General features: G+C 57.6%; 34 protein-coding genes. 28 read left to right on the forward strand and 6 right to left on the reverse strand.

The genetic code is table 11. The features are described 5' to 3' along the window. Positions 1-386: 386 nt before the first annotated feature. The 4 genes from EAI80_RS00910 to EAI80_RS00925 form a co-directional block, all read right to left on the reverse strand. Entirely contained in the window at positions 387-1,238 is an 852-nt protein-coding gene (locus EAI80_RS00910; RefSeq protein ID WP_129980581.1) for an ATP-binding protein, read from the reverse strand. 132 nt (positions 1,239-1,370) lie between these two features. Further along, positions 1,371-2,201 (reverse strand): hypothetical protein, encoded by an 831-nt coding sequence (locus EAI80_RS00915; protein ID WP_129980582.1) that lies wholly within the window; start codon positions 2,199-2,201, stop codon positions 1,371-1,373. 30 nt (positions 2,202-2,231) lie between these two features. Continuing rightward, positions 2,232-2,699 (reverse strand): hypothetical protein, encoded by a 468-nt coding sequence (locus EAI80_RS00920; protein ID WP_129980583.1) that lies wholly within the window; start codon positions 2,697-2,699, stop codon positions 2,232-2,234. Between the two features lie 441 nt (positions 2,700-3,140). Then, entirely contained in the window at positions 3,141-3,548 is a 408-nt protein-coding gene (locus EAI80_RS00925) for a hypothetical protein (protein WP_161220251.1), read from the reverse strand. Between the two features lie 238 nt (positions 3,549-3,786). Here EAI80_RS00925 and EAI80_RS00930 point away from each other — a divergent pair, with 238 nt between their 5' ends. The 12 genes from EAI80_RS00930 to EAI80_RS00980 all read left to right on the forward strand — a co-directional run bounded on the left by EAI80_RS00930 (position 3,787) and on the right by EAI80_RS00980 (position 12,257). Continuing rightward, positions 3,787-4,065, forward strand: coding sequence for a hypothetical protein (locus tag EAI80_RS00930; RefSeq protein ID WP_129980585.1), 279 nt, complete (start codon positions 3,787-3,789; stop codon positions 4,063-4,065). Positions 4,066-4,169: 104 nt separating this feature from the next. Continuing rightward, a complete protein-coding gene (locus EAI80_RS00935) occupies positions 4,170-4,418 on the forward strand; it encodes a hypothetical protein (protein WP_129980586.1) in 249 nt (82 codons plus the stop codon). 317 nt (positions 4,419-4,735) lie between these two features. Further along, the gene (locus tag EAI80_RS00940; protein ID WP_129980587.1) at positions 4,736-5,185 is read left to right on the forward strand and encodes a hypothetical protein; all 450 of its coding nucleotides are present in this window, start codon (positions 4,736-4,738) and stop codon (positions 5,183-5,185) included. 75 nt (positions 5,186-5,260) lie between these two features. Next, complete coding sequence (locus EAI80_RS00945) at positions 5,261-5,533, forward strand: hypothetical protein (protein ID WP_129980588.1); 273 nt, start codon at positions 5,261-5,263, stop codon at positions 5,531-5,533. Positions 5,534-5,676: 143 nt separating this feature from the next. Further along, positions 5,677-5,958: a hypothetical protein gene (locus tag EAI80_RS00950; RefSeq protein ID WP_129980589.1), complete on the forward strand. Its 282-nt coding sequence runs from the start codon at positions 5,677-5,679 to the stop codon at positions 5,956-5,958. A gap of 121 nt (positions 5,959-6,079) precedes the next feature. After that, positions 6,080-6,646: a hypothetical protein gene (locus EAI80_RS00955; RefSeq protein ID WP_129980590.1), complete on the forward strand. Its 567-nt coding sequence runs from the start codon at positions 6,080-6,082 to the stop codon at positions 6,644-6,646. A gap of 133 nt (positions 6,647-6,779) precedes the next feature. Continuing rightward, positions 6,780-7,760, forward strand: a complete 981-nt coding sequence (locus EAI80_RS00960) for a hypothetical protein (RefSeq protein WP_129980591.1) — start codon at positions 6,780-6,782, stop codon at positions 7,758-7,760. Positions 7,761-7,865: 105 nt separating this feature from the next. Continuing rightward, positions 7,866-9,371, forward strand: coding sequence for a DEAD/DEAH box helicase (locus EAI80_RS00965; protein ID WP_129980592.1), 1,506 nt, complete (start codon positions 7,866-7,868; stop codon positions 9,369-9,371). A gap of 497 nt (positions 9,372-9,868) precedes the next feature. Then, on the forward strand, positions 9,869-10,045 hold the full coding sequence (locus tag EAI80_RS13270; protein ID WP_153903714.1) for a hypothetical protein: 177 nt from the start codon (positions 9,869-9,871) through the stop codon (positions 10,043-10,045). Positions 10,046-10,174: 129 nt separating this feature from the next. Continuing rightward, positions 10,175-11,230: a hypothetical protein gene (locus EAI80_RS00970; RefSeq protein WP_129980593.1), complete on the forward strand. Its 1,056-nt coding sequence runs from the start codon at positions 10,175-10,177 to the stop codon at positions 11,228-11,230. A gap of 73 nt (positions 11,231-11,303) precedes the next feature. Then, a complete protein-coding gene (locus tag EAI80_RS00975; protein WP_129980594.1) occupies positions 11,304-11,906 on the forward strand; it encodes a 3'-5' exonuclease in 603 nt (200 codons plus the stop codon). A gap of 18 nt (positions 11,907-11,924) precedes the next feature. Beyond that, entirely contained in the window at positions 11,925-12,257 is a 333-nt protein-coding gene (locus EAI80_RS00980) for a hypothetical protein (protein WP_129980595.1), read from the forward strand. A gap of 161 nt (positions 12,258-12,418) precedes the next feature. Here EAI80_RS00980 and EAI80_RS00985 read toward each other — a convergent pair whose 3' ends face one another. Together EAI80_RS00985 and EAI80_RS00990 are read right to left on the reverse strand one after the other, a co-directional pair. Further along, the gene (locus tag EAI80_RS00985; RefSeq protein WP_161220252.1) at positions 12,419-13,450 is read right to left on the reverse strand and encodes a HipA domain-containing protein; all 1,032 of its coding nucleotides are present in this window, start codon (positions 13,448-13,450) and stop codon (positions 12,419-12,421) included. Further along, the gene (locus EAI80_RS00990) at positions 13,443-13,670 is read right to left on the reverse strand and encodes a hypothetical protein (RefSeq protein WP_129980597.1); all 228 of its coding nucleotides are present in this window, start codon (positions 13,668-13,670) and stop codon (positions 13,443-13,445) included. Before EAI80_RS00990 ends, EAI80_RS00985 begins: the two co-directional genes overlap by 8 nt. 345 nt (positions 13,671-14,015) lie before the next feature. Between EAI80_RS00990 and EAI80_RS00995 the strand changes: the two genes are divergently transcribed. The 16 genes from EAI80_RS00995 (at position 14,016) to EAI80_RS01060 (ending at position 22,321) form a co-directional block, all read left to right on the forward strand. Then, complete coding sequence (locus tag EAI80_RS00995) at positions 14,016-14,471, forward strand: hypothetical protein (protein ID WP_129980598.1); 456 nt, start codon at positions 14,016-14,018, stop codon at positions 14,469-14,471. Between the two features lie 134 nt (positions 14,472-14,605). Then, entirely contained in the window at positions 14,606-15,199 is a 594-nt protein-coding gene (locus EAI80_RS01000; RefSeq protein ID WP_129980599.1) for a hypothetical protein, read from the forward strand. 173 nt (positions 15,200-15,372) lie between these two features. After that, the gene (ssb, locus tag EAI80_RS01005; RefSeq protein WP_129980600.1) at positions 15,373-15,777 is read left to right on the forward strand and encodes a single-stranded DNA-binding protein; all 405 of its coding nucleotides are present in this window, start codon (positions 15,373-15,375) and stop codon (positions 15,775-15,777) included. Positions 15,778-15,785: 8 nt separating this feature from the next. Further along, the gene (locus EAI80_RS01010) at positions 15,786-15,974 is read left to right on the forward strand and encodes a hypothetical protein (protein WP_129980601.1); all 189 of its coding nucleotides are present in this window, start codon (positions 15,786-15,788) and stop codon (positions 15,972-15,974) included. A 12-nt stretch (positions 15,975-15,986) separates the two neighbouring features. Then, positions 15,987-16,214, forward strand: a complete 228-nt coding sequence (locus tag EAI80_RS01015) for a hypothetical protein (RefSeq protein WP_129980602.1) — start codon at positions 15,987-15,989, stop codon at positions 16,212-16,214. 5 nt (positions 16,215-16,219) lie between these two features. Beyond that, positions 16,220-16,477, forward strand: a complete 258-nt coding sequence (locus EAI80_RS01020) for a hypothetical protein (RefSeq protein ID WP_129980603.1) — start codon at positions 16,220-16,222, stop codon at positions 16,475-16,477. A gap of 37 nt (positions 16,478-16,514) precedes the next feature. Further along, positions 16,515-17,087: a P-loop NTPase gene (locus EAI80_RS01025; protein WP_193760851.1), complete on the forward strand. Its 573-nt coding sequence runs from the start codon at positions 16,515-16,517 to the stop codon at positions 17,085-17,087. Beyond that, the gene (locus tag EAI80_RS01030) at positions 17,080-17,295 is read left to right on the forward strand and encodes a hypothetical protein (protein ID WP_036745257.1); all 216 of its coding nucleotides are present in this window, start codon (positions 17,080-17,082) and stop codon (positions 17,293-17,295) included. The genes EAI80_RS01025 and EAI80_RS01030 overlap by 8 nt, the downstream gene beginning before the upstream one ends. 10 nt (positions 17,296-17,305) lie before the next feature. Continuing rightward, positions 17,306-17,590 (forward strand): hypothetical protein, encoded by a 285-nt coding sequence (locus EAI80_RS01035; protein ID WP_129980604.1) that lies wholly within the window; start codon positions 17,306-17,308, stop codon positions 17,588-17,590. Further along, a complete protein-coding gene (locus tag EAI80_RS13275) occupies positions 17,574-17,747 on the forward strand; it encodes a hypothetical protein (protein ID WP_161220253.1) in 174 nt (57 codons plus the stop codon). Before EAI80_RS01035 ends, EAI80_RS13275 begins: the two co-directional genes overlap by 17 nt. Further along, positions 17,748-18,005 (forward strand): hypothetical protein, encoded by a 258-nt coding sequence (locus EAI80_RS01040; RefSeq protein WP_129980605.1) that lies wholly within the window; start codon positions 17,748-17,750, stop codon positions 18,003-18,005. 11 nt (positions 18,006-18,016) lie between these two features. After that, positions 18,017-18,334: an integration host factor, actinobacterial type gene (gene mihF, locus EAI80_RS01045; protein WP_129980606.1), complete on the forward strand. Its 318-nt coding sequence runs from the start codon at positions 18,017-18,019 to the stop codon at positions 18,332-18,334. Between the two features lie 65 nt (positions 18,335-18,399). Continuing rightward, complete coding sequence (locus tag EAI80_RS01050) at positions 18,400-18,885, forward strand: hypothetical protein (RefSeq protein ID WP_129980607.1); 486 nt, start codon at positions 18,400-18,402, stop codon at positions 18,883-18,885. Positions 18,886-19,535: 650 nt separating this feature from the next. Next, entirely contained in the window at positions 19,536-19,940 is a 405-nt protein-coding gene (locus tag EAI80_RS01055; protein ID WP_129980608.1) for a hypothetical protein, read from the forward strand. A 241-nt stretch (positions 19,941-20,181) separates the two neighbouring features. Then, positions 20,182-20,454 carry a DEAD/DEAH box helicase family protein gene (locus tag EAI80_RS13280; protein WP_161220254.1) on the forward strand — a complete coding sequence of 91 codons (273 nt, stop codon included), beginning with the start codon at positions 20,182-20,184 and terminating at the stop codon, positions 20,452-20,454. 1 nt (position 20,455) lies between these two features. Next, on the forward strand, positions 20,456-22,321 hold the full coding sequence (locus EAI80_RS01060) for a helicase-related protein (protein ID WP_161220255.1): 1,866 nt from the start codon (positions 20,456-20,458) through the stop codon (positions 22,319-22,321). Positions 22,322-22,325: the final 4 nt, after the last annotated feature.

Below are 22,325 nucleotides of genomic sequence, written 5' to 3' on the forward strand. Positions count from 1 at the left end.
AAATCAGAACTAAAATTAATTCCTTTTCTTGATTTAACGAATACTCTGGAGTCAATCAGAAATGAATTATCATATAAATCAACGCATAATCGCCGAGAACGCCCAATTCACGGGCATCGCGGCGGGTCAAGGGGTCGGTTTTACTACCGGATTACTACATTTGAGGAAAGGCCTTGGGATGCGAGAGACCCCCATAAGACCACATTCATGGCATTGTCGTATGCAATCGGACTATCAATATGACTGAATTAGAAAGAGACCCCCGGTGTGGAGAAGGCACCGGGGGTCTCTTTGTCCCGAGATGGAAGGAATCTTGGGCGGGTTGCGGAATGGATGACTGCGATTAAGATACGAAGTGCCATTCACGGAGGACGATAAGAAGTATATCACAAACCGAGTCGCTGTCGCATCGCCTTTCGCATGTCGGCCTTCTTTCCAGCACGGCGGTTATCGCCGGTGAACTCGATGGGATAGCAGCGCTCCAAGATGCGGTCGAAGATGCGGTTCCAAGATTCGTCGCTGGAATCGTTGAATCGAGCTGGGTCGAGATTGGTCGTGATGACCATCGGTTTGCCGGACTTGTAACGACCGTCGATGATGGCGTAGACATGTTCCATCATGTAACTCGTGTTTCTCTGCGCACCCAAGTCCTCGATGAGCAGAAGGTCGTAGGAGAGGATGCGTTCGAGGTTCTGTTGCCTTTTCTCGAACGAGGACTCCATGAGGTTCACGATGTATCGGACATCCGTCTGGAAGGCGGTGAACCCGAGGTCGATGACGCGATTCGCTATCGCCGAGGACATGAACGACTTTCCCGTGCCCACGTCCCCAAGCAGGAGAAGTCCGTATGGGTCGCTTGGATTGAACGTCGCGGCGTATCGTTCGCATATTGATGAGGTCTTCGGGGTCTTGCCGTCATCGCGTTCGAAAGTGCAGTTGCGGTAGAAGCCGCTGGTGTGGAAACACGCGTCGCGACGCGCGTCCAATATCGCGTTGCGCTGCATCACCCGTATTTGGGCGATGCGCTCCTCCTCCTCTCGCTTCATGCACTCGCAGGGGACGGATGCGAGGCCGAACCCGCCGCCCGCGATGTCTGGACGAGGGTATTTCTTCTGTTTGGGCATTCCGCACTTCCCGCAGATGAGGATGCCTTTTTCATCGAGGTAATCGCCATCGGATTTTTCAACGCAAGGCTCGGGGGTCGGCATCTGCCCCATCATCTCGCTCAGTTTTTCCATCAGTCTCACATCCTTTCACGTCACACGTCAATGAGAGGCGATTTGCGGGCGGTTTAGCGTCTTATTTGCTATCCGAACTCGCGTGTTGGCGTCAAAACGCCTTATATGCGGTCTCGTTGCCGTCTGGATGGATTAGTACGCACCGTCAAAGAGCATTTCCTGAGCCGTCAGGTAATCGACGTTGTGCTTCTCCATAATCTCCTCCGGTGTCATCTTCTTGCGCGGTGTAGAAGAAGAGGATTGCGCCGCCCGAGGGGATGTCTTGCCCGCGCTCACGCGCTCGGCGTCGCGACGCGCCCAGTTGCGGATGGTGGCGAGATGGTTCTTGTAGGTCTTTCCGGTACTCGCCATGTAGGTGCTGAGACGTTCGATGCGCTCTTGCCAGTCTGCGGGAAAGTCCGCCTTGAGTTTTGAGAGGTCGGCGTCAGTCAATTTCACGTTCACGTACTCGCCGTAGGCGCGTTTCACATCTGGTTTGACATCTGATGTTTCAGCAATGGTTTTACCATCTGGTTTTCCATCTGGTATAGGTTCGTCGTTTTCAACATTTCGATTTGATGCGGATGACAAATCGAGTTGAGGAATCTGACAAATCGAGTTGAGGTTTTCTTTACTCTCCATTTGAGGTTTTTCACAAATGGAGTTGAGCTGGGAAAACATGAGTTTGGCTTTGTCTGAAAGCGCGTACCACTTGGTTCTGTCATATGAGCTTTTGTTGTAGTTACCGGTGATGATAAGGCCGTTCTCCTCAAGCGTCTTCAAGGCCGTGCGAATTGCGAATGGCTTCATGTAGGGGAACAGTTTCTCGAAGGCCTTCATGCTGTTGTACGTCCAGTAGCGACCGTCATGGAAGTTCGTGCCGTTGGCCTCGTTGTGAATCACCCAGAAACGTATGTTGTTGAGGATGATGGCCTCGTTCAGGCCATATGCCTCGGCGATTTCGATGTCAAACTGATGTTGCATGTCGGTGTCCTCCTATTTCAGATTCGCTTTCTAGGCGATGGGATAGCAGCGCTCCAAAATGCGGTCGAGGATGCGCTGTTGCTGTTCTTGGAGAGCGTCGCGAAGGCTCATCGGGTCGTGGTCGATGGTGACGACCATGGGCTTGCCGGACTTGTAACGACCGTCGATGACGGCGTAGATGTGTTCCACCATGTAGACATCGGAACTGCTGTCGAGCAGCGCATCCAAGCGCTCGATGATGAGCAGGTCGCAGGATAGGAGCCGTTTGTATTCGCGAGACGATTTACCGGAAGGCATCTGCAAGTTCTTGCAGATGGTAAGGGAATCTGCTTGAACGATGGAGGACCCGAGATGGGAGACTACTTTGGTTATCGTCGAGACGCATTCGGCGGTGGAGTCAGCTGCGCAGTGAAGGAGCAGACCGTATTTATCATTCGAGTCGAAGGTCGCCGCGTAGCGCTCGCAGATGGAGAGGGCTTTCATTTCATTTGCCTCCAAAGAACAAATCCCCCCATGGCAGTAGCGGATGCCATGGGGGGATTTCTATCTATTTCCCACTCAAAGATGAGCAGAGAAAACTAAGTTGTCCGGTTCCGCTACAAACCTTGATGCAGATGATACACCATTCGGCGATGGGATGCACGCTGTATGGCGGCTCCATATATTCACCATGTTTGTAGTAAGATAGTCTCCTACAATACTTGCAATATGACATATCGCTCTCCACGTATCCTTCACACACCCATTTAATTATTTATAGGGACACGCGCGAGGGGTAGCCGAGTGCCAAATCGGTCGGGAATGTGAAATGTGGGTGCCGAAAGCGCCGAGGTGTCGTATCATCGAGTCAGTCCTTTCTGCTTGATGAGTTGCAGCAGAGACGGGAGACCCGCAGGGGGAGGCATCTGCCATCCGCTGCGGGTTTTTCCCTTTTGCGGCCTACCAGTCCGCCTGCTTCTCATCCTCGGCCATGTCGATGGTTTCCGGCATCTCGGTCACATCCTCGACCGCATCTGGTTTCCCTGTGCGCTTCGGCTTCGAGGAGCGCTTGAATGCGTCAAGCACCTCCTTCGCCTCCATGGGCGTGCGCGTGTCGGTAACCGCCATGAGCCGGATGTCCTCGGCGTTGTCGGCGAGCCAGCCTTGCAGCCCTTCGAGGTCGATGGCGGTCCAATCCGCGCCGAGGGTCTTGAGCACGGTTTCGCCGATAGCCGCGAGGGTCGCGGCTTTCCACTTCCTCGCCTGCTCGCGCTCCTTGGCGGCGGCTACCTTCCGCTGCTCCTTGAGCGCTGCGGCCTGCCGTTTCAACTCATCGAGCTTCCCGTCGATTTCAGATACCGTTGGCATGTTCAGTCCTTTCCGTCTATTCGCCGACATGAGCCTCCATTATATGCCAGAGTCGGTTTCCCACCCTTCCAACAGCCTGCGGGTCGGGTTGGGAACCCTTCGGCCATTGAAAGCGTGGAAAACCGACAGAGGTGGTTGCCTTGTTATCATTGTAGTATAGTGGTATACTAGCAATGTTGTTTTATATACGGTATCTGCCGTTTACAGGCAGGTGCCCGTCGGGAGAGGAGTTCAATCCATGGGTTTGAGGGACATGTACAGTGCCGGGGACATCATCGAGTACGAGGGGGGCGGTCGCGACTACCTCGTGTCAATCGAGGGTGAGGAGGGCCTGTGGGTGAACGCCTGCAACCCGTCGTGGGTCGAGCGCGGGCTTCGCGGCTTCTGCGATGAGTGCCACCCGTTCTTCGCCGACTGCCTGTACGAGGGTGTCGAGGTCGTGGGCCACTTCGGCGAGGGCACCGTCGAGGATGCCCGCCGATGGTACGGGGAGAACAAGGCCGTGTATCGCGGCTGAATGTGCTACGATGGTCGGGCCGTCTCCTTTCTTGACGGTGGTTGCATGTGGGGACCGGGGGATGTTTGATGCCCTCGGTCCCCTTGTCTGATTGGAGTCACATGATGGAGAACCAGAACGACCAAGTGCTCGTGACGCGGAAGACGGGACTGACCGGTGCCCAGAAGGCGGGCTACCTGTTCGCCGGTCTGCTCGGCGGCGCGGGATGCGCCATCTTGGCATCCCTGTGCAACATCGACGCGCCGTACCGCTCGGATTGCACCAAGTTCGCGCTCATCGGCCTCGGCATCCGAATCGCGCTGTCGGTCATCGGCTACATCGCGATGCTGCCCTTCACGGCGATGCTCTACTGATTACCCGATAAAGGCTAGGAAAAGACCCTCTCGGCGGCTCGATGCCACGGGAGGGTCTTTTCATGCCGGGATGATGAGAAGGCAGGGAGAGAGGAGGGAGGGTGACGGCTATGGCAAGGGCGGTGCAGTAGGCGCGGTGATGCGGTTCGCATGGGTGACGGATGGGGGAGGGCAGGGATAGGGGCAAGCCCCTATGACCCATGTTCTCTGCGGGGGCGGCTTTGTGGAGAGGGCGTGTAGGAATGTAGTTTACTACATTGATAGCATGGTAGGTTGATATAATTAAGGCACAGGCAACCGAGAAGAGAGGAAATGACATGCTGCACACGTTGGAGAAGGGCGAGTACCCGAAGGGGCACCGCTACTGGTCGAACGCGACCGGTGACCTCAACGCCGCCTTGGAAGACCTTCCCGTGCAACTCAGGCGCGTGCTGGACGAGTTGTGGTCGGACGGCTACGGGGTGGAGTGCTACCTTGTCGAGTGGAATGGGCGGTACTGCGTCCAGCTCTCCGCCATGTATGACGAGAGCTACGCAGCGGACCTCGGTATGGGCTATCCGGAGCTTGTCGAGCTGGCTCGCGGACGTGCGGAGGAGTTGGGAGCCGAGCGGCCAGACCTCCATGTGGTGTTCGCGGAGGATGTGGACCAGTGGAAGGCTAACGACCCCTTCACCGAGATTTGGGTGGTCATGCCGTGGGACGTGGATGCAGACGCCTTCCATGAGGTGTCGGATTGGTTAGATTCCCGTTGCCGTTTCAACGAGTAGCCGGATATGGAAACATCAGGGGGCACCTCGGCGGTGCCCCTTCCCCGTGTGGGACTGGAAGAGAGGGGAACACCTATGCTCGATGCGAGGACGGCGAGAATCTTGGCGAAGGAGAACGAGGAGGACATCGAGGCCCGTAGGCGGCGGGAGATGGTCGAGCGCTGCGAGAAGAACATCGAGAAGGCCGTCAATGAAGGCAGACTCGATGCGGTCCTCTTCGTCGGCGGTCTTGACGATGCCAAGCGGGGAGCGTTGGAGGTCATGCGCGGGCGGGGGTTTGAGATTGGCGAGGAGGTTTGGCGGGAAGGCCTCTTCAAATACCGAGACGTATATATCGCGCGATGGTGAGGGCAGGGCATATACCCAAGCGAGGGCATCCGAGTGGGTGCCCTTCTTTATGATGGATATGTGGATACCTGTTTTACTACCTATGTAGTATTGTGGTTTGCTACAATACTATTAACACAAGCCAATGAGGAAGGGATGGGGACATGGGGAAGATGGACAAGACCGAGAAGTACACGGTCGCGGGTCTCTGTTTCGGCGGGAGCGGTGTGTTCCTCTGCGAGGATGCCGTTGTCTGCGCACGCGTCTACGGATATTGCGACGGCACGGTGGTCGAGTTCTGCTTGGGAATCGCCTGCATCGTCATCGCGACCGTCTCGCTCTACATCGCCGGTATGCTTCGAGACCGCCGCATCCAAGCGGAGTTCGCCCGCCGTCACGCCGAGCGCGAGCGCCGCAGGGCCGAACGGGAGAACCGGGGATGGTGACACCGTGGGGCACCCGAGAGGGTGCCCTTTGGCATGTGGCTCATATAGATAGATACTAATCTATCCTGATGGTGTTGTGGTCTGATGTGATAGCACCTAGATAAGAGGTCGGGGAGGGGATATGCCGGATATGCGCGAAGGCGGTCTGGGGACTGCCGCCTGTTACCTCACGGTCGAACGGCTCGCCCTGCAAGCCGGGGTGGAAAGCCCCTTCTGGGACGAGGCCTCGCTGCTCATGGGCGGCTGCGAGGAGCCTTGGTATAAGAAGCCCCTCACGCCCCGCAGACTGCGGTCTTTCCTCAAGCGATACGGCGGGAGCCTTCCTGATGATGCCGGACGGCGCGGACACGCCGCGTCCGTGTTCTCGGATGTGATGCGTCTGCACGGCATCCCCATGGAGGATGGGGCGGATGACCTAGGTGCGCTCTACGTGAGGCGGGCGGAATCGGTAGGCATGACCGTGGCCTTCCTCGCCACCGGATGCACCCTCGCCGATATGGCGGCAATCACGGGGGTTTGCGAGGAGGAGGTTGCCGAGCGCATCACGCGCACATGGGACGGCGATGCACTGGGTCGGATATACGGACTCGCCCACGCCACGTACCATGACCGCATTGCCGAGACCTTCGCATCATCAGATGACCTTGACGAGCCTTGGGGTGATTGGACATGCCCATGTCGGGAATGACGAGGGAACTTCATCCCCTCGGACTCCCCAGAGGCATCGCCCTCCCCGTCGATTCACGGCTGCGCCATGTCTCGACGGCTCACGCGATGGATAATGAGGGCAAATAGGATTCACGGTTCGAGAGGAGACCGACATGAAGATACCGGCGAGCAAGGTGCCCGCGCAGGTGTGGGCCGACAAGGCGAGGCGGCGTGCCGACTTGGATGAAGTGGAGAGCATGTTGCTGTCTTCTTGGGATGACAGCAAACAGGTTTATAGAATCGGCAAGGAGCTTTGGGATGAGCTTCGCATTGATGAGGCGGACGAGGTGCCGGTGGATGCGCTGCTGCGACTGCCATATGGCTGTATCTTCATAGAGAGAAGATGGGTAGATGAGTATGAACAGCTGCTAACCGATGATATAGCTGACATCTGGGGTGAGGCGAGTTGTTATGTGACGCGTTACTACGAGGGATGTTTTTGCTGGGTTGAGGGGCGAACTCTCTTCGTCGATAGCTTGACCCATCATTGCGAGATGAGGCACACGGACGATTATGGTTCGGACGTGGCGGAGGTTCGACGCGGGATGCGGATGTGGCTCGATACAATCGAGCTTCCGATAGATGAGGGGACTTCGCTTGAAAGATGGTATTCCGAGGAGCTGAATGTTGTTCGTAAAGCGAATGAGTCCATGTCATATGCTTGTGAGATTACCGATGAGGAGCTGTTGATGACGGCTCATTCGCACAGCTATCTTCTTGAGCATATCTTGGGGTCTCTTCTCTATATCTCCTCCAAGGAGGCCGATGTGCGCACGGTCTACGTTCCCCAGAAGAACCTGTCCCGGAAGAGCCGTCAGACCGATTGCACCGTCCATGACGTCGGTTTCCGCATCGCCCCACAGCTCGCGGAGGTGCGCCGCGTCTATGAGCATGACGCGAAGGGTCAGGATGGCGGCAATACAGGACGGCATGTGGCATCCCATGTCAGGCGCGGCCATTGGCACGGGTACTGGACCGGCCCGAGAGAGAACCCCACCGGTCTCGAAATCAAGTGGGTTGCGCCGACAATCGTGAATGGCTCTCGCGGCGAGCTTGGGGGAACCGTCCATGAGGTTGGTGGCCGTGACGCTTGAGACGCCATGTGCGCATCTCATGGTATTGTGGTTTCGCATCATTGTTGCTTTATAGTCTGATATAATCATATCCATATAGCATCATCTCGACTTGGAAGGGGTCGCATGGAAGAGGAAGAGCGCACGTTCACGCCCGGTCAGGCGGAGGCCATGGACGCCCTGTTGTCTGGCCGCAACGTGTTCCTATCGGGTAACGCCGGTACGGGCAAGAGCTATGTGCTCAACGCATTCATCGAGGAGCTTGAGGAGCGCGAGGTTCCCTACCTCGCCATGGCCCCGACGGGGATAGCCGCGCAGAACTTGCATAACGGCACGACCATCCACCGCACCTTGCAGGTGGGTTTCGGCGTGCTCGACCCGCACGACGAGAACAAGAAGACGCTCACGCGCAAGGTGCTCAACAAGGCCGAGGTCATCATCATCGACGAGGTATCCATGTGCCGCATCGACCTGTTCGAGCGCGTCATGAACATGGTGCTCGCAGCCAAGCGCGTCTCGGGCAGGAAGCAGGTCGTGCTCGTGGGCGACTTCTTCCAGCTCCCGCCGGTCGTGACCGATGATGACCGCAAGGTGCTGATGCAGCTGTGGCCGGGCAACGATGACGGCTACGCCTTCAAGTCCCCGCTATGGAAGGGCATGGGCTTCGAGCCGCATGTCCTCACCGAGGTGGTGCGCCAGAGCGACCCGGAGTTCATCGGTCAGCTCAACCGCGCCCGCATCGGCGATAGGGACTGCATCGCCTACTTCAACGAGCGCTCCATCTCCGACCGCAAGCGGGCACCGGAGGATGACCTGTGGCTGTGCGCCACGAACCGCATGGCATCCACCATCAACGACGAGCGCGTGGGGGAGTTGGAGCGCTTGGGCGCAAGGGCGCGGACGTACACGGCGTACTCCTACGGAGATGTGAAGCCCTCGGACAAGCCAACCGACGATAAGCTGCGCCTCGTGGAGGGCGCACGCGTGATGCTGCTGGCGAACATGCCCGACCACGGTCTTGCGAACGGCTCGCTGGGGACCATCTCGGAAGTCGGGGCGGATAGCGTGGTAGTCGAGTTCGATGACTGCGAGTACCCCGTCGAGGTGACCGAGAAGGAGTGGAAAGTGCTGAAATCCTCCGTGCGCGACTTCATCGGCGATGACGGCAACCCCGCGCAGGAGCTAGTAACCGACACGGTGGGCGCGTTTACGCAGATTCCCCTGCGCCTCGCGTTTGCCATCACCATCCACAAGTCACAGGGCCAGACCTTCGAGCGCTGCGCCGTCCACTCCAAGGTGTTCGGCGCGGGCATGCTCTACGTCGCCCTGTCCCGCTGCACCACCTTCGACGGCCTCACCGTGTGGCCGAAGATAGAGCGTCAACGCCTCTACGCAAACGAGTCCGTCATCGAGTTCTACGACTCCCTCGCCGTCAAGACCGAGAAAGCGCCCGAACCGTCGCAAGACGCCCTGTTCGATGCGGATGCTCCTGCGGACGCTTTGCCAGCGCCTACGGACAAGGAGGGGCGGACTGATGACGGCATGGTATACATCAAGTGCCCCGCGCAGATTGCCGACCGCGTGCGAGGCTACATCGACGCGTTGATGGAAGTCGCAGTCGGGGCTGTATAATCGGTGCATCACGAAGTCTACGGAGAGGAAATCGGCATGAGCGGCGATGACCTAAAGGTATACGACCCGAAGCGCTACGCAGCCGATTAGCCGCCAATCTTCCGATTCCACCGATACGGCACTTCGGGTAAGACCGGCAATGCGATGGAGAGGACAGACGACGCTTCGAATGGATACGGCTTAGAAAAGACCAGACTTGTTCTGACGTGAGATGGCACGGAAGGGGTCGCGCTTCGGCGCGGCCCCTTTTCTCATGGTCGGATGGCAGGAAAGGTAAGGAGAGAGGAGGATGGGGGGATGATGGCGTTGTTGAGAAGGCGGTTGGTTCGCATGGGTGACGAGAGGAAGGGCAAGGATAGGGGCAAGCCCCTATGACCATGTTCCCTGCGGGGGCGGTTTTGTGGAGAGGGCGTGTAGGGTGGTAGGTTACTACATTGATAGCGTGATAGGTTGATATAATTAAGGCACGGTAAGACCGAGAGAGGAAGGTTTTGTGTATGAGTAGGCAGCGAATCGAGCAGGAGGTCGTTGATTACGTCTCTGTGAACTTCGACCCATCCGAATGGGACATCGAAGGAATCGTCGAGGAGATTCACGACCTTGGCTTCGATACCGTCGATGACATGGACCAAGACACCTTCACGGAGATTCTTCAAAGACACGATTTGGGATAGGAGAAAGGGGCATCCGGGAGGGTGCCCTTTTTCATGGAGAGGATATGTAGGAATGTAGTTTGCTACATTTATGGCATGGTTGGTTGATATAATTAAGCCACAGGCAACCACGAGGGAAGGAACCCCACCATGAAGTACAAGGGCATCGAGCTTGAGGGTTTGGACAAGAAGGTCAAGCTGTCGCATAGCCGCGTCATGGAGACCGACGAGGGCACCGACTGGATTGACAAACTGCTCACCTGCGACAAGGCCGCGCTCACGCCGACCCAGTTCCACGAGGTCAGCGCCCTCAGCTCCGTCATCAATATGGACTACCAGATTTGCAACGGCGGCATAGAGCAGTACGTCTTCAACGGCTACCACGAGTACCGCGCACCGTACAGCGATGATGACGTGGCGCAGCTCGATTTGAACCAGCAGTTCATAATGCTTTGCAGGTTGGTGGCTTTCGGCGGCGATGTCTTCCCCGGGATGGATAAGAATGAGGCCGTCCTTCGTTGGGCGGGGAACTTCCACCACTGTGATTGGGAATCGCTTCTCGATGGCGATGAAGATGGGTATGTTGACGAGTATCAGTTGGGGAAGTTGGAGGAGTGCGAGCAGGCTTACTACGACGGTGTTAGCGAATGCGGCCATGACCTGCTGAACCTCACCGCCTGTTCCTCCCCCGTGGAGATTGCCGAGGCCGTCGCGCTGATGGAGACCGTCAAGAACGACGCTTTGCGCGAACCTGATGCCATCCACCGCCCCACGCTCGCCGAGGAGGCTGCGAACGCCCGTGCGGCTGCTGCGGCCTTGGCTGAGGAGGAGGCGCGTTGCGAGGATGACGATGATGATGGTGCCCCCGACATCATCAAGGAGCTGTTCTGCGAGCTGTTCCGTGACGATGATTGCGAGGGTTGCCCGCTCCATCGGGAGGGCGGTGGCACGACCGACTCCGACGAGCTGCCCGGTGATGGGGACCTGCGCATGTTCATGGTCTCGGCGACTCCGTTCCCGGTGTGGGTGCGCGGTGAGGGCTGGGTGGATGCCGCCTTCGCCCTGCGCGGGGAAATCGAGGACATCGCCGTCGCGGGATTCACTGCCGCGTTGAAGGAGGGTTCGGTGCATCTCAGCGCCGTGCCCGTCAGCGGTGACGAGGACGCGCCGGGTATGGTCATGTTGGAGAAGGTCGTGCGCGACTAACAGTCGGAGATGACCTTTTGCGGGGCCGTGCCGCAGGTGGCGCGGCCCCTTTTCAACCGAGAGGGAGAGTAAGATGGAATCCAAATACGATTACGTCGTGTTCGACATTGAGACAACTGGGCTGCATCCCGATAGCGACCAGATTTGCGAGATTGCCGCCATCGGTGTCAAGGACGGCCTGCCGCAGGGCACGTTCTCGACGCTCGTGGCGATTGAGGGGTCTATGCCCGAGGCGGCGGGGCGCGTCAACGGCATCACCGACGATATGCTCAAGGGCGCTCCCGCCATCGGCGACGCGCTCGATGCGTTCCTCGACTTCATCGGGGATGACGCGGTGCTCGCTGGGCACAACATCGTCTCGTTCGACATCCCGTTCGTGGCGAACGCAGCCGCCAAATCCGGTCGTGTCTTTATCTACCCCTATGTCATCGACACGTTGGAGGCGGCGAGGGAGCTGTGGCCCGACCTGCCCGGACGCTCCATGGACAGCCTGCGCGGCATCCTCGGCATCGAGCGCACGGATGCCCACCGCGCACTGGCGGATTGCTATGACGAGCTTGCGGTCTTGAACGCCGAGCTTTCGGTCATCATGCAGTCCTACGCCCGGAAGATGGACTATTGCCGTGGCGAGCTTCTGCGCATCGCCGGTGAAATCGCCGAGGAGATTGGGGAGTAGGCGGTCGCGGTGGCTGGCATGGACACCGTTTACAGCTTGGAGGTCTGGGTGCCGGACGGGGAGCGGTGGCGCTGGTCCGCCATCGGCGCGTACCCGACCTTGGATATGGCCGTTGCCCTGCTCATGTCACCGGTTGCCGTCAATCCCGGAACCGCCTTCGCCGACACCACTCAGGTGACCATCTGCGCCGCCGAGTCCGATGGCGATGAGAAGGAGGCGGGTAGCTATGGTAAGACCGGTGGCATCGGCCTCGCACCGGCCATCGCCATCTTGGGCGCATCCTCGGTCGCGTGCCTGACCCTCGCGCATCGGCTCGGCAAGGGCGATGATGGGGAGATTTCGGATGTATGATGCCGTGAACTGCCCGTTTCCAGCTAGACACGCTGAGAGCCGATTCTAGGAGGCATCATCAGATATAGGTCATCTGGGACATGGGTGACACGCAAGACCCCGCAGATTCGATTCTGCGGGGTCGTTTTTTCTCTGTATTCGATTTTTCCATCCATTCGCTGTCAACGGTTGCCGTCGCGCTCGCGTTCTGCGGGCGGCGCGGTCTGCTCCATCGCCTTAGACGCCTCCTTGGCGTTTTTCGCCTCTTCCTTGAGGGAGACGGGGGACTCGATGGCCTTCTCGTGGCGGCGCTCCTCCCTGTACAGCTCGTAGGCCGGTTCTAGGATTGCCTCCCTCCTCACGTCTATGAGCTGCGAGTAGAACTCGCGCCTCACATCGCTGATGCAAGGGGTATCCTCGATGAGGCGGTGGATGGCGGCGAAATCCAGCTCACGCATGATGCCTCCGAGCACCGCACGTGCCTTCGCGCCTACATCGGATAGCAGGAACTCGTGATAGGCGACCTTGTTCTTACCGATGCGGAGAGCGGCACGGGGAAAATCAAGCACTCTCTTGACAAGACTGTCCCTATCCTTGATGAAGTCAGCCATTGCTGCCTCGTTGAGTGCCGGGTAGAGGCTCGAACCGCAATCGTAGATGGGTGCCAAGTCGATTATCTCGTTCCTGCCCTTGTCGAGGATGTACCCCCAGTTACCGGCGTGCCGGTCGAAGTTTCCGATGAGGGAATCGACGGCGAACATCTGCCAATACCGCTCCTCTGCGGCCTCCCTTATGCCTTCGAGGGAATCGTGTTCCGAGAAGATGCCGAGGAGGTTGCCGAGTATTGGCGTTCTGCCTCCTGCCGTGGAGCTTCCCAGAAACGAGTTCTCAAGTTTCTTGAACTCCACGAGAGTCACATTCTCCGCGTCCGGGCGGGACTCGATGAAGTCGCGGCAGGCTACGACGGACCTTCCGTCGTATGTCCCCATCACCGTGTGTTGCGTCGGCAGACCGGCGAGGGCGTAGATGTGCGAGCCGAGGTACTCCGATACCGGCGTGCTGGTGTAGCTGGCTTGCAACGGCTTGTGCTCATCCGATTCGAGCTTCTGTCCGAACTTCAACATGTACACGTCGCCATCGTATATGATTTTCCTCTTGAAGTCGGCACCCTCGTAGCTGTTGACGAGAACCTTGCAACCCGTGAAATCAATCATGCCCATGCCTCCATCCGTACTGCACGTAGTACCAGCGTACCCATGCGTCATTCTCCTCGCTGACGCTCCGCGCCGATGCCTGCACCTCGTTGAGGTAGCAGTCGAGGTTCATCACCTCGTCGCTCTCCCAAGCGTCCAGCAACTCGTTTATCGCGAGTTCGAGGTCGTATGGGACCTCGAACGGCAGTTCGTCGGGTCTCAATATACCAGTCGTGTCCATGCGACCGTTCCTCCTTTCACATAGTTATATATCATACTATTATACTACGATACTCTCAGATTCTCAACCCTGCGCCGTGGTCGGAGCCGCGAATCGAGACGGTGGGAAGGCAGGGAGAGAGGAGGAGGGGGTGACGGTCACAAGAAGGGCGATGTTGCAGAGATGGCGGTTGGTTCGCATGGGTGACGGATGGGGGAGGGCAAGGATAGGGGCAAGCCCCTATGACCCATGTTCCCTGCGGGGGCGGCTTTGTGGAGAGGGCGTGTAGTATTATAGTCTACTACATTGGTAGTACGGCACATTGCTATAATTAAGCCACAGGCAACCGAGAGAAAGGAACCGGATATGTTCGAGCCGAAGTGCGACTGGTGGAGGAAGATTAAGTGGGAGGACAAGACGGTCCTGTTGAAGGGCATCCTCTCCATCAAGCGCGAGGATTACGGCAGGTTCGTCGAGCTGGCGCTTGCCGGGGATTACGACGAGGAGACGCAGACCGGCGAGTTCTGGTTCGATGCAGAGAAGGAGGGGCCGCGCGGCATCCTCGAATGGCTTGGGTTCTCGGCGGATGAGACCGAGGGGGGCTTGGAGTGTGTCTGCTTTGAAGACAGCGGGTACGGTGCATACAGGGACGACATGGGACGCGCCGTCTTCGAGGCCTGCGCCCCCGTCATCGGGGCGGGTTCCGTCCTTATGTTCATGGAGAACTGGGACGAGGCCGAGGAGAAGGACCCGCGCATCTGGCGATACACGTTCGATGGCGAGAAGATGCACGTCCAAGATGGTCGCTTCGTCTTCGACTAGGTGGCAATAGGGGCATCCGCGAGGGTGCCCCTATTCTTATGGAGAGTCTATGTGGCATACTGTATTACCACTTTTGTAGTATTGTAGGTTGCTATAATTAAGGCAACGCAAACCGCGAGGGAAGGAACCCCACCATGAAGCGCAACGACCTGAACGCCATCATCACGGGCATCGTGCATCGCTACATCGAGGACGGCTGGGTCCTTGAGATGTGTAATTCGAGTTACAGCGATGTCGTGGGCGTGCATTTCCTCTCCCGTGGCCGCGAGCGCGTCGCGGTCGGCATCCGCCGCCCGGAGTTGAAGGAGGTGAGCGGTGACGCTCGATTTGCAAACTTGCGGGGGCTGGACTCGCGCATCCTGTTCGAGTGCCGCGCCCCGAAGGGGTCCTTCGATTGGGTCGAGCCGGGGAACGTCATCAGCGAGCGCGTGTTCTTCAAGGTCGATGGTGATTGGTACGTCGATGATGTCCGTGAGGCGGATGGAGCGAAGGCCAAGAGGCGCGAGAGGAGGAGGCGCGACTTCTACCGCAATTTCTCTCTCCGTTCGTTCCACCCCACCAAGGCGTTCCTCGACAAGTGGGTTCGCGGGATGTACGGATGGAAGAACGTCAAGCCCTCCGATGTCGTCATAACGAGGGAGACTTGCGCAGAGGGGATTTATTACCGTGTGCGCAAGACCGTCGGCAAGGGGGACTGGTTCTCGGTCACGAGCTTTGGAAAGCGCTAGGCGCGGCATGGGAGGGGCACCGGATGACCGGCGGCCCCTCCTTGGCATGTGGCGGGTTCGCCGCGTGTAGAAGATATGGAGGTTACTACATTCCAATTATACTGGCATTGTAGTTTGCTATATTAGTAGTGCCGAAAGGCAGGTAGTCATATCCGAGTAGATTGGATTCAGGCATGGCAATCAACCGAGTCATCATCGAGGGCAACCTGACGCGCGACGTGGAGATGCGGGCCACCGCCAGCGGCCTCGCGGTCGCGGGGTTCACCGTCGCTGTCAACGAGAAGCGCAAGAACGCCGAGGGCGAGTACGTCGATGCCCCCGTGTTCGTCAAGTGCTCCCTGTTCGGCACCCGCGCCGAGAAGCTGTCCAAGTACCTCTTGAAGGGCACCAAGGTCACCATCGACGGCAAGCTGCGCTACTCGCAGTGGGTCAAGGACGATGAGAAGCGCCATGAGCTGAGCGTCATCGTGGACCAACTTGAGTTCAGCGGCGGCAAGCGCGAGCAGACCGGCGACGCTTCCGTGACTCCTGCCCCCGAATCTGAACTCGACCTCTATGACGAGGACATCCCGTTCTAGGGTTCGAGATGAGGCCGGTCCCGTTCGCAGTCGGCTGGGTTTTCCTGATGCTGGCGGTCATCCTCGCCGCCGCCAGCATCTCCCACGATTCCATGTATATCTTCGCGAGGAGGAAGATGACCCGCGCGAGGGTGCTGCAAATCGGCTTCCTGTTGCTTCTGGCCGTCATGTTCCTCATAGCATCGTTCTCAAATTGATGGAGGTGCCGGATGGCAAGGTCGGATAAGGTCGCGATGTGGGGCATGCGCTACGTGGTCCCGCTCATCTTCACCGTGGAGTTCATCGCCATAGCCGCCTTCGCATGGGCGCTGGGAGGTCCGCAATGGGCTTTCGGTGCCGTGGTCGCGGTGGCGCTCATGCTTTTGTTCTCCTATGCGTTATGCCGCATGGCCGCAGTCTCAGACGGGTGCGGTCCCGACGATTCGGAAGGGAAGTGATGCCGATGGCCTCGAATGGGCTGCATCGGAAGCGCGACCACAAGGGCCGCAAGCCCATGTTATGGGAAGCGGAGCTGACCATCGCGGTCGCCTCCGCCGTGCTGATGGCGGCAATCATCGCCCTCGCTCTTGGCTGCTATATCGGCCTGAGCGTACCCGGCATGCTCGCGGTCACGTTCCTGTTCACCGCGCTGCTCACCATCTATGCCGTGACGGTTCGCGCCCTTTGCTTGGAATACCGCAAGAGCGGCCTCGCGGATTAAGCAACTCATGAATCAAGACACGAAAGGACTGATGTATATGTTCACGATTCTGTTCCTCAACCAGAAGGGCGGTGTCGGCAAGACCACCCTCGCCGACGAGCTGGCGTTCGCGCTTGAGCGCCGAGGCTCCACGGTGGCGTTCGTCTCCACCGACCCGCAGGGCGGCTCCGTCCACGAGGTCTGCGATGACCCGGACTACGCCGAGTCCTGCGATTACCAGATTGTCGATACGGCTGGCGTTCTGAACGACGGCATGGGCGATTGGTGCCGCGCCGCCGATGTCATCCTCATCCCCATGCTCCCGAGCACGCGCGATGTGGAGCCGACCATGCGCACCTACCAAATCGCCAAGGACTCCGGTACGGACGCGACGATACGTCTCGTGGTCAACAACTTCTACGCGTTCGGCAAGCTCGACAAGCAGCTCGTGGAGTTCCTTGAGTCAGAGCAGGTTCCGGTCATCGCGAAGGTGCCCCGCGCGGTCGCGCTCTCGCAGGCCGCAGCCGAGGGCAAGTCGGTCGCGGAGCACAGCCCGCACAGCCACGTCATCCCGGCTCTTGAGGAGCTGGCAGATTCCATCATCAACGAGAAGGAGAAGAAGTATGTCTAACAACGGTAACGCCTTCATGGCCTCCGCGAAGAAGTCCAAGCGCCAGCAGGCCTCCATCCAGCACGCGCAGCCGGAGGTCGATGAGCTGGTGTGCATCAATGTCCGCATCCCGAAGTCCATGCACACGAGGCTCCAATATCACAAGGTGGAGACGGGTGAGAATATGACCGTCCTCATCAACCGCCTCCTCGAAGCCGAGTTCGCGTAGGCGGTGCGCGATGGGAAAGCGAACCGGGGTATACAAGTACATCCATGCGCTCCCCCGCGATGCCTACGGGAACCGCTATCGCATCGGGGGCAAAATCCTCTCCCAGAAGTTCGGTCTGGGTACGGTCATCGGGGTCGCGCGTGGCGGCGATGGGCGCATCTGCGTCGTCTGCAACTTCCGCGCGGCCTACGGCGAGGCGGGCAAGTTTACCTCTAAGTGGCGCACGTGGCTCGTGCCCGCCGAGGAGGGCGTCGCGGTCGAGGTGAAGGAGGAGACGGATGTCGAAGCCCGATAAGCCCATATTCAACCAACAGGGCGGACGCGGGAAGCTCTACGGCCCGACTCATGGGGCGACGTACATGGGCACGTACCAGATGCCCGACGGCAAGATGGACCGCCGCATGTTCAACTGCGCCACCAACGTGGTCGAGGTCAAGATGTGGACGGCATAGATGAGAGGTAGCCTGAGTGCATCGGAGCGGCATGACCGCAAACGCGCCGAGCACAAGCGTTACTACGCCCAGACTGCCTTCAAGTACGAGCGGCGAAAGTGGACGGAAGACGAGGATAAGTTGGTTCTCATCCAAAGGATTCCTGATAGAGAGCTTTCGCGAATCATCAAGCGCTCGATGAAGTCCATCTCGAACCGCCGCTGGCGATTGCGCAAGGCGGCATCTGAGAACAAGCAGACCGGCTTAGCCGGAGAGTGAGGAGTATCAAGATGGAGAACAACAACCTGCCCGAGATGACCGACGAGCAGCGCAAGGCCGCGCTTGAGCGTGCCGCAGAGGCTCGCCGCGAGCGCACGGAGTTCAAGGGACTCGTGAAGACGGGGGAGATTTCCCTTGCCGACGCCCTTGCAGATGACCGCGCCAAGCGCATCCGCGTCCACGAGTTCCTGATGTGCATCCCCGGCATCGGCAAGGCGAAGGCCGATGACATCATGCGCAAGCTCGGCATCGCGGAGAACCGACGCGTGCAGGGTCTCGGTAGCCGACAGCGCGAGGGAATCGTCGAGTTGGTCGCGAAGTTGAAGTAGGAATATGGAGCCGCCCGTGTGGGCGGTTTCCCATATCAGCCGTCCGCGACGAAGGGAGACGCAATATGGACGAGCGCAAGAACAAGATGACCGACCAACGCTATCGCGAGATTCTTCCGATGGCCTATATGACCGCCGCCATCGAGAAGGGCCGTCAACCCAGACCCGTAGAAGTAGGTCTATGCGCAAGGGCAATCGTCGATGCCGAGGATGAGAACAACCTAGCCTATCGCGTGGCGATGGCGACCAAGATTCACTGCACCATCGTCGGCGTGAAGCGTGTCTCCACGAAGACCGGTTACGACAAATACGAAATCACCTACCGCACGTTCGGGAAGGACGAGGACGAGACGATTCCGTCTCCGCTCATCGGAGATTTCCGATACGGCAAGGTGACCGAATGGCTGTGGGCCAAGAAGAACGATGACGGTACGGACTACTGGCCCGGAAGGCGTGCTGTGCTTTACAAGCACAACGACCCGCCCAAGGAGGGCGACATGTCGAGCGCGGGTTACCGCTGCTGCGTCTTCGCTGAAGCCCTCGACAAGTAATTCTGATTATCACTTTCTGAGACACGCCGCTTCGCATTACTGCCCTTCGCAGATTCCGGTTCGCCGCCATCCAGAAAACGGCGCGACCGATTTTGAGAATCACACGATTGTCGGTTCGCGGAGTGGCGTTCTCATGCCGAGGCGTAGGGCATTCATCCGTTCGCGAGCGTCTGAAAATACATGACTGCCAAGTCGGGAAAAACCAAATTATCTGTCTGCGTTTCGCGAATTTGAGAAAGGTGGGGCGGCGGCACCCCACCTTTCTGTCTCCCTCCGCAAGCTCCGGGAGACACCGCCTTCCCGGCCAGAAAATAGGGGCGGCGGCACCCCTATTTCCCGTCCGGGAAGGCTCTCGCACTGCTACAATAGCAGTGCTCACCGACCAAGGTCGCTCTTCGAGTTGCAAGATTTGGGAAGTGTATATACAATCGCGGTAAAACCGCACTTGTATATCCCCTTCCATCTTGCTTTTGGGCGGCTTTAGGAGCCTACCAAAAGGGTTTCCTCAATCGGTTGTCAGGTACCTAATAATAGATACCATTCCACTGATTTTCGTTTAAGCGAAAAGGCGGCTTTTCGCAGTTTTGGAAACGGCGGCGGCACCGTTTCTTATTTGGTTAATCATTGCTATGAGGGAGGTGTAATCACAAGTGGGGAAAAAAGAAAAGTACATTCTCGTTCGTGTGACAGAGAAGGAACGGAATATCCTGAAACGCAAAGCCAAGAAAGTCGGCCTCACCGTTTCCGATTTCGTGCGCAGCTCGCTCATCCACTCGGACAACCTGACCATCAACGTCATCGACACCTCGGTTCTCAGCAAGACGCTCTTCGAGTTGCACAAACACGGCGTGAACCTGAACCAGCTCATGAAGTTCTGCAACACTTACGGACTCGATGCGTTCAACGAGAGCCATGTCATCCCGACCCTTGAGAACGAGCGAACCGTGTTCTTGCAAACGAAAGCGGCGCTCTTATCTCTTGAGGAAGAGGCACGGAGAGGAAACGTCATGGTCAATTTGGAGTTGAGTGACGATATGGAAGAGGAGGATTCCTGATGCTCACCATCCAACCGAAGGACGATTCGTTCTGCACCGTCAAATGCAAAGCCAAGCACAACAGGAAACGTCATGCGGTGGAGTGGTGGTACGAGTGCTCCAAGTGCGGCCATACATTTGCCTATGGCTTCAACTTGGATGAGCGCCGCGTGCTCGCCGGGTTACCGGCGAAGTGCCCGCACTGCGAACGTAAGGTCCTATATTGGATGTAAGGAAATCAAGGACAGAAAGGACAACTGACATGGATTCCCAAATCGAGCTTTACCCGCACAACCAGACGGCCTATGACAAGCTCTGCAAAATGCTTGAGGTGAGCGACCGCGCCTGCGTGGTGCAGCCCACCGGCACCGGCAAGTTTGTCATCATCGCCAAACTTGTGCAGGACAATCCGAAGATGCGATTCCTCCTGCTCGGCACCAACGAGTACATGTTCGCCGACCAGATGGCGAACCTTGCTGACTTCGCGCCCGGATTCGGTCGCGGCAAGGAACGAGGTTGCCGCCCCGAAATGTGATGTGATAATCGCCGACGAGTTCCACCATTGCGGAGCGCCCGAGTGGGGCAAGGGCGTGCAATACGTTATTGAAAGCAATCCCGAAGCGAAGGTCATCGGCTTCACCGCCACACCCATTCGCTACTCGGACAACGGGCGCAACATGGCAGACGAGATGTTCGAGGGCAATGTGGCGAGCAGTATGGAGCTTGAGGAGGCGTGGCTTCGCGGTATCCTGCCTATCCCAAAGTACATCATCGCCCTTTACGATGCGCCGAAAGAACTTGGCGAGTTGAAGGTCTCCATCGACAAGGTACACGAAAAGAAGAAACATTCCAAGTTCGTCAAGAAATACGAGGAGCTGCGCCGCTCGCTCCAAGATGCGGATGGCATCGACCGCATCATCGCTAAGCATCTTAAAAAGCGTGATGGTAAGGTCATCGTCTTCTGCCCGCGTGAAGCAAAGCTGAACGAGTTCATGCTTCTCTCTCATAAGTGGTTCGGTGAAGTGAACGATGAAATCCATGTTTATAAGACAACAAGTAAAGACCCTTACGCTTCCCTATCGTTCAAGAACTTCAAGGCGGATGACAGTAGTGCGTTGAAGGTACTGTACTGCATCAACCAACTCAACGAAGCGGTTCATGTCAAAGGAATCGACGCGATTGTGATGGTTCGCCCTACGAAATCCCCGGTCATCTTCCATCAACAGCTTGGTCGCGCCCTCTCTTCTGGCGGGAATCAGGCCCCGGTTGTGTTCGACCTGTGCAACAACTTTGGGTTGCTTGGTGGTATCTCTGTGACGCGCGAGCGGATGCGGCGGGCATACAAGAGTCTGACTGACAAGAAAGTAAATCCACTTTACACGCCACGCGACTTCAAGGTCATTGATGCAGTCAAGGACTCCCGTAGTTTAGCGAAGGAATTACAACAAGCTCTGCATCCACAAGTAGATGCTGACGAGAGGATTTCCATTCTCGAACAAGCCGTTGCGGTGGGAGCGGTAGAAACGGATGAGCGTGGCTATACTTATACTTCGCATGGAAACGACCTCAAAAACATAAAAGAGTCCCTTAGAAGGCTTTGGAGGGAAGGGAAACTCACAAAAGAACAAGAGCAGCGTTTAGTCAATCTTGGCTTCGAGATGATTCCCATGACTAAAAGAAGCGTTGTTTGCTATGAAACAGGTGAGCTGTTTGAATCCGTAGCCGATGCCGCCCGCGCCATCGGTGTTCACAAACGTGCAATTTCCATCTCCATCGAGAATCATACAGCATCAGGTGGCTACCACTGGTATTACGAAACTGACGAGCGTCCAACACCGGATAGCTTCAAGAGAGTTAAAGACCGCAAAGCCGTAGTATGTGTCGAGACAGGCGAGGTCTTTGACAGCACCGGCGTTGCTGCATATGAGATGGGATTGACCATTAGTGGCGTTAGTAAATCTGCAAGGTCTGGACAAGCAACGAAAGGTTTTCATTTTCACTATATAGATGATTCATCCATGTCAATAAGACCCAGCAGAACAATTCCGGTCATATGCGTGGAGACTGGGAAGAAATACGACAGTATAACCGATGCTGCCATAGACATCGGTCAGAAAAAACCCAGCAATATCATTGTGGCTCTCAAGTCTGGCGGAAGAGCAGGTGGTTATCATTGGCGGTTCGCAGATGTTGAGAAACCTGTTCCTCCGTTCAAGAAAGAAAGGTGGCGTGCCGTCATGTGTTGCGAGACCGGGGAAATATTTAGGTCTGCGTGTGCCGCTGCGCGGAGCATGGGGTTTTCAGCAAGTGCCGTCTGGAGCGCATTAAAGCGTGGTGGAACCTCGGGCGGTTATCACTGGAAATATGTCGATAGCGGTGATGCCGATGAAACAACGGCCTAAACGG

The sequence above is a fragment of the Catenibacterium sp. co_0103 genome (assembly GCF_004168205.1).
Lineage (GTDB): Bacteria > Bacillota_I > Bacilli_A > Erysipelotrichales > Coprobacillaceae > Catenibacterium > Catenibacterium mitsuoka_A.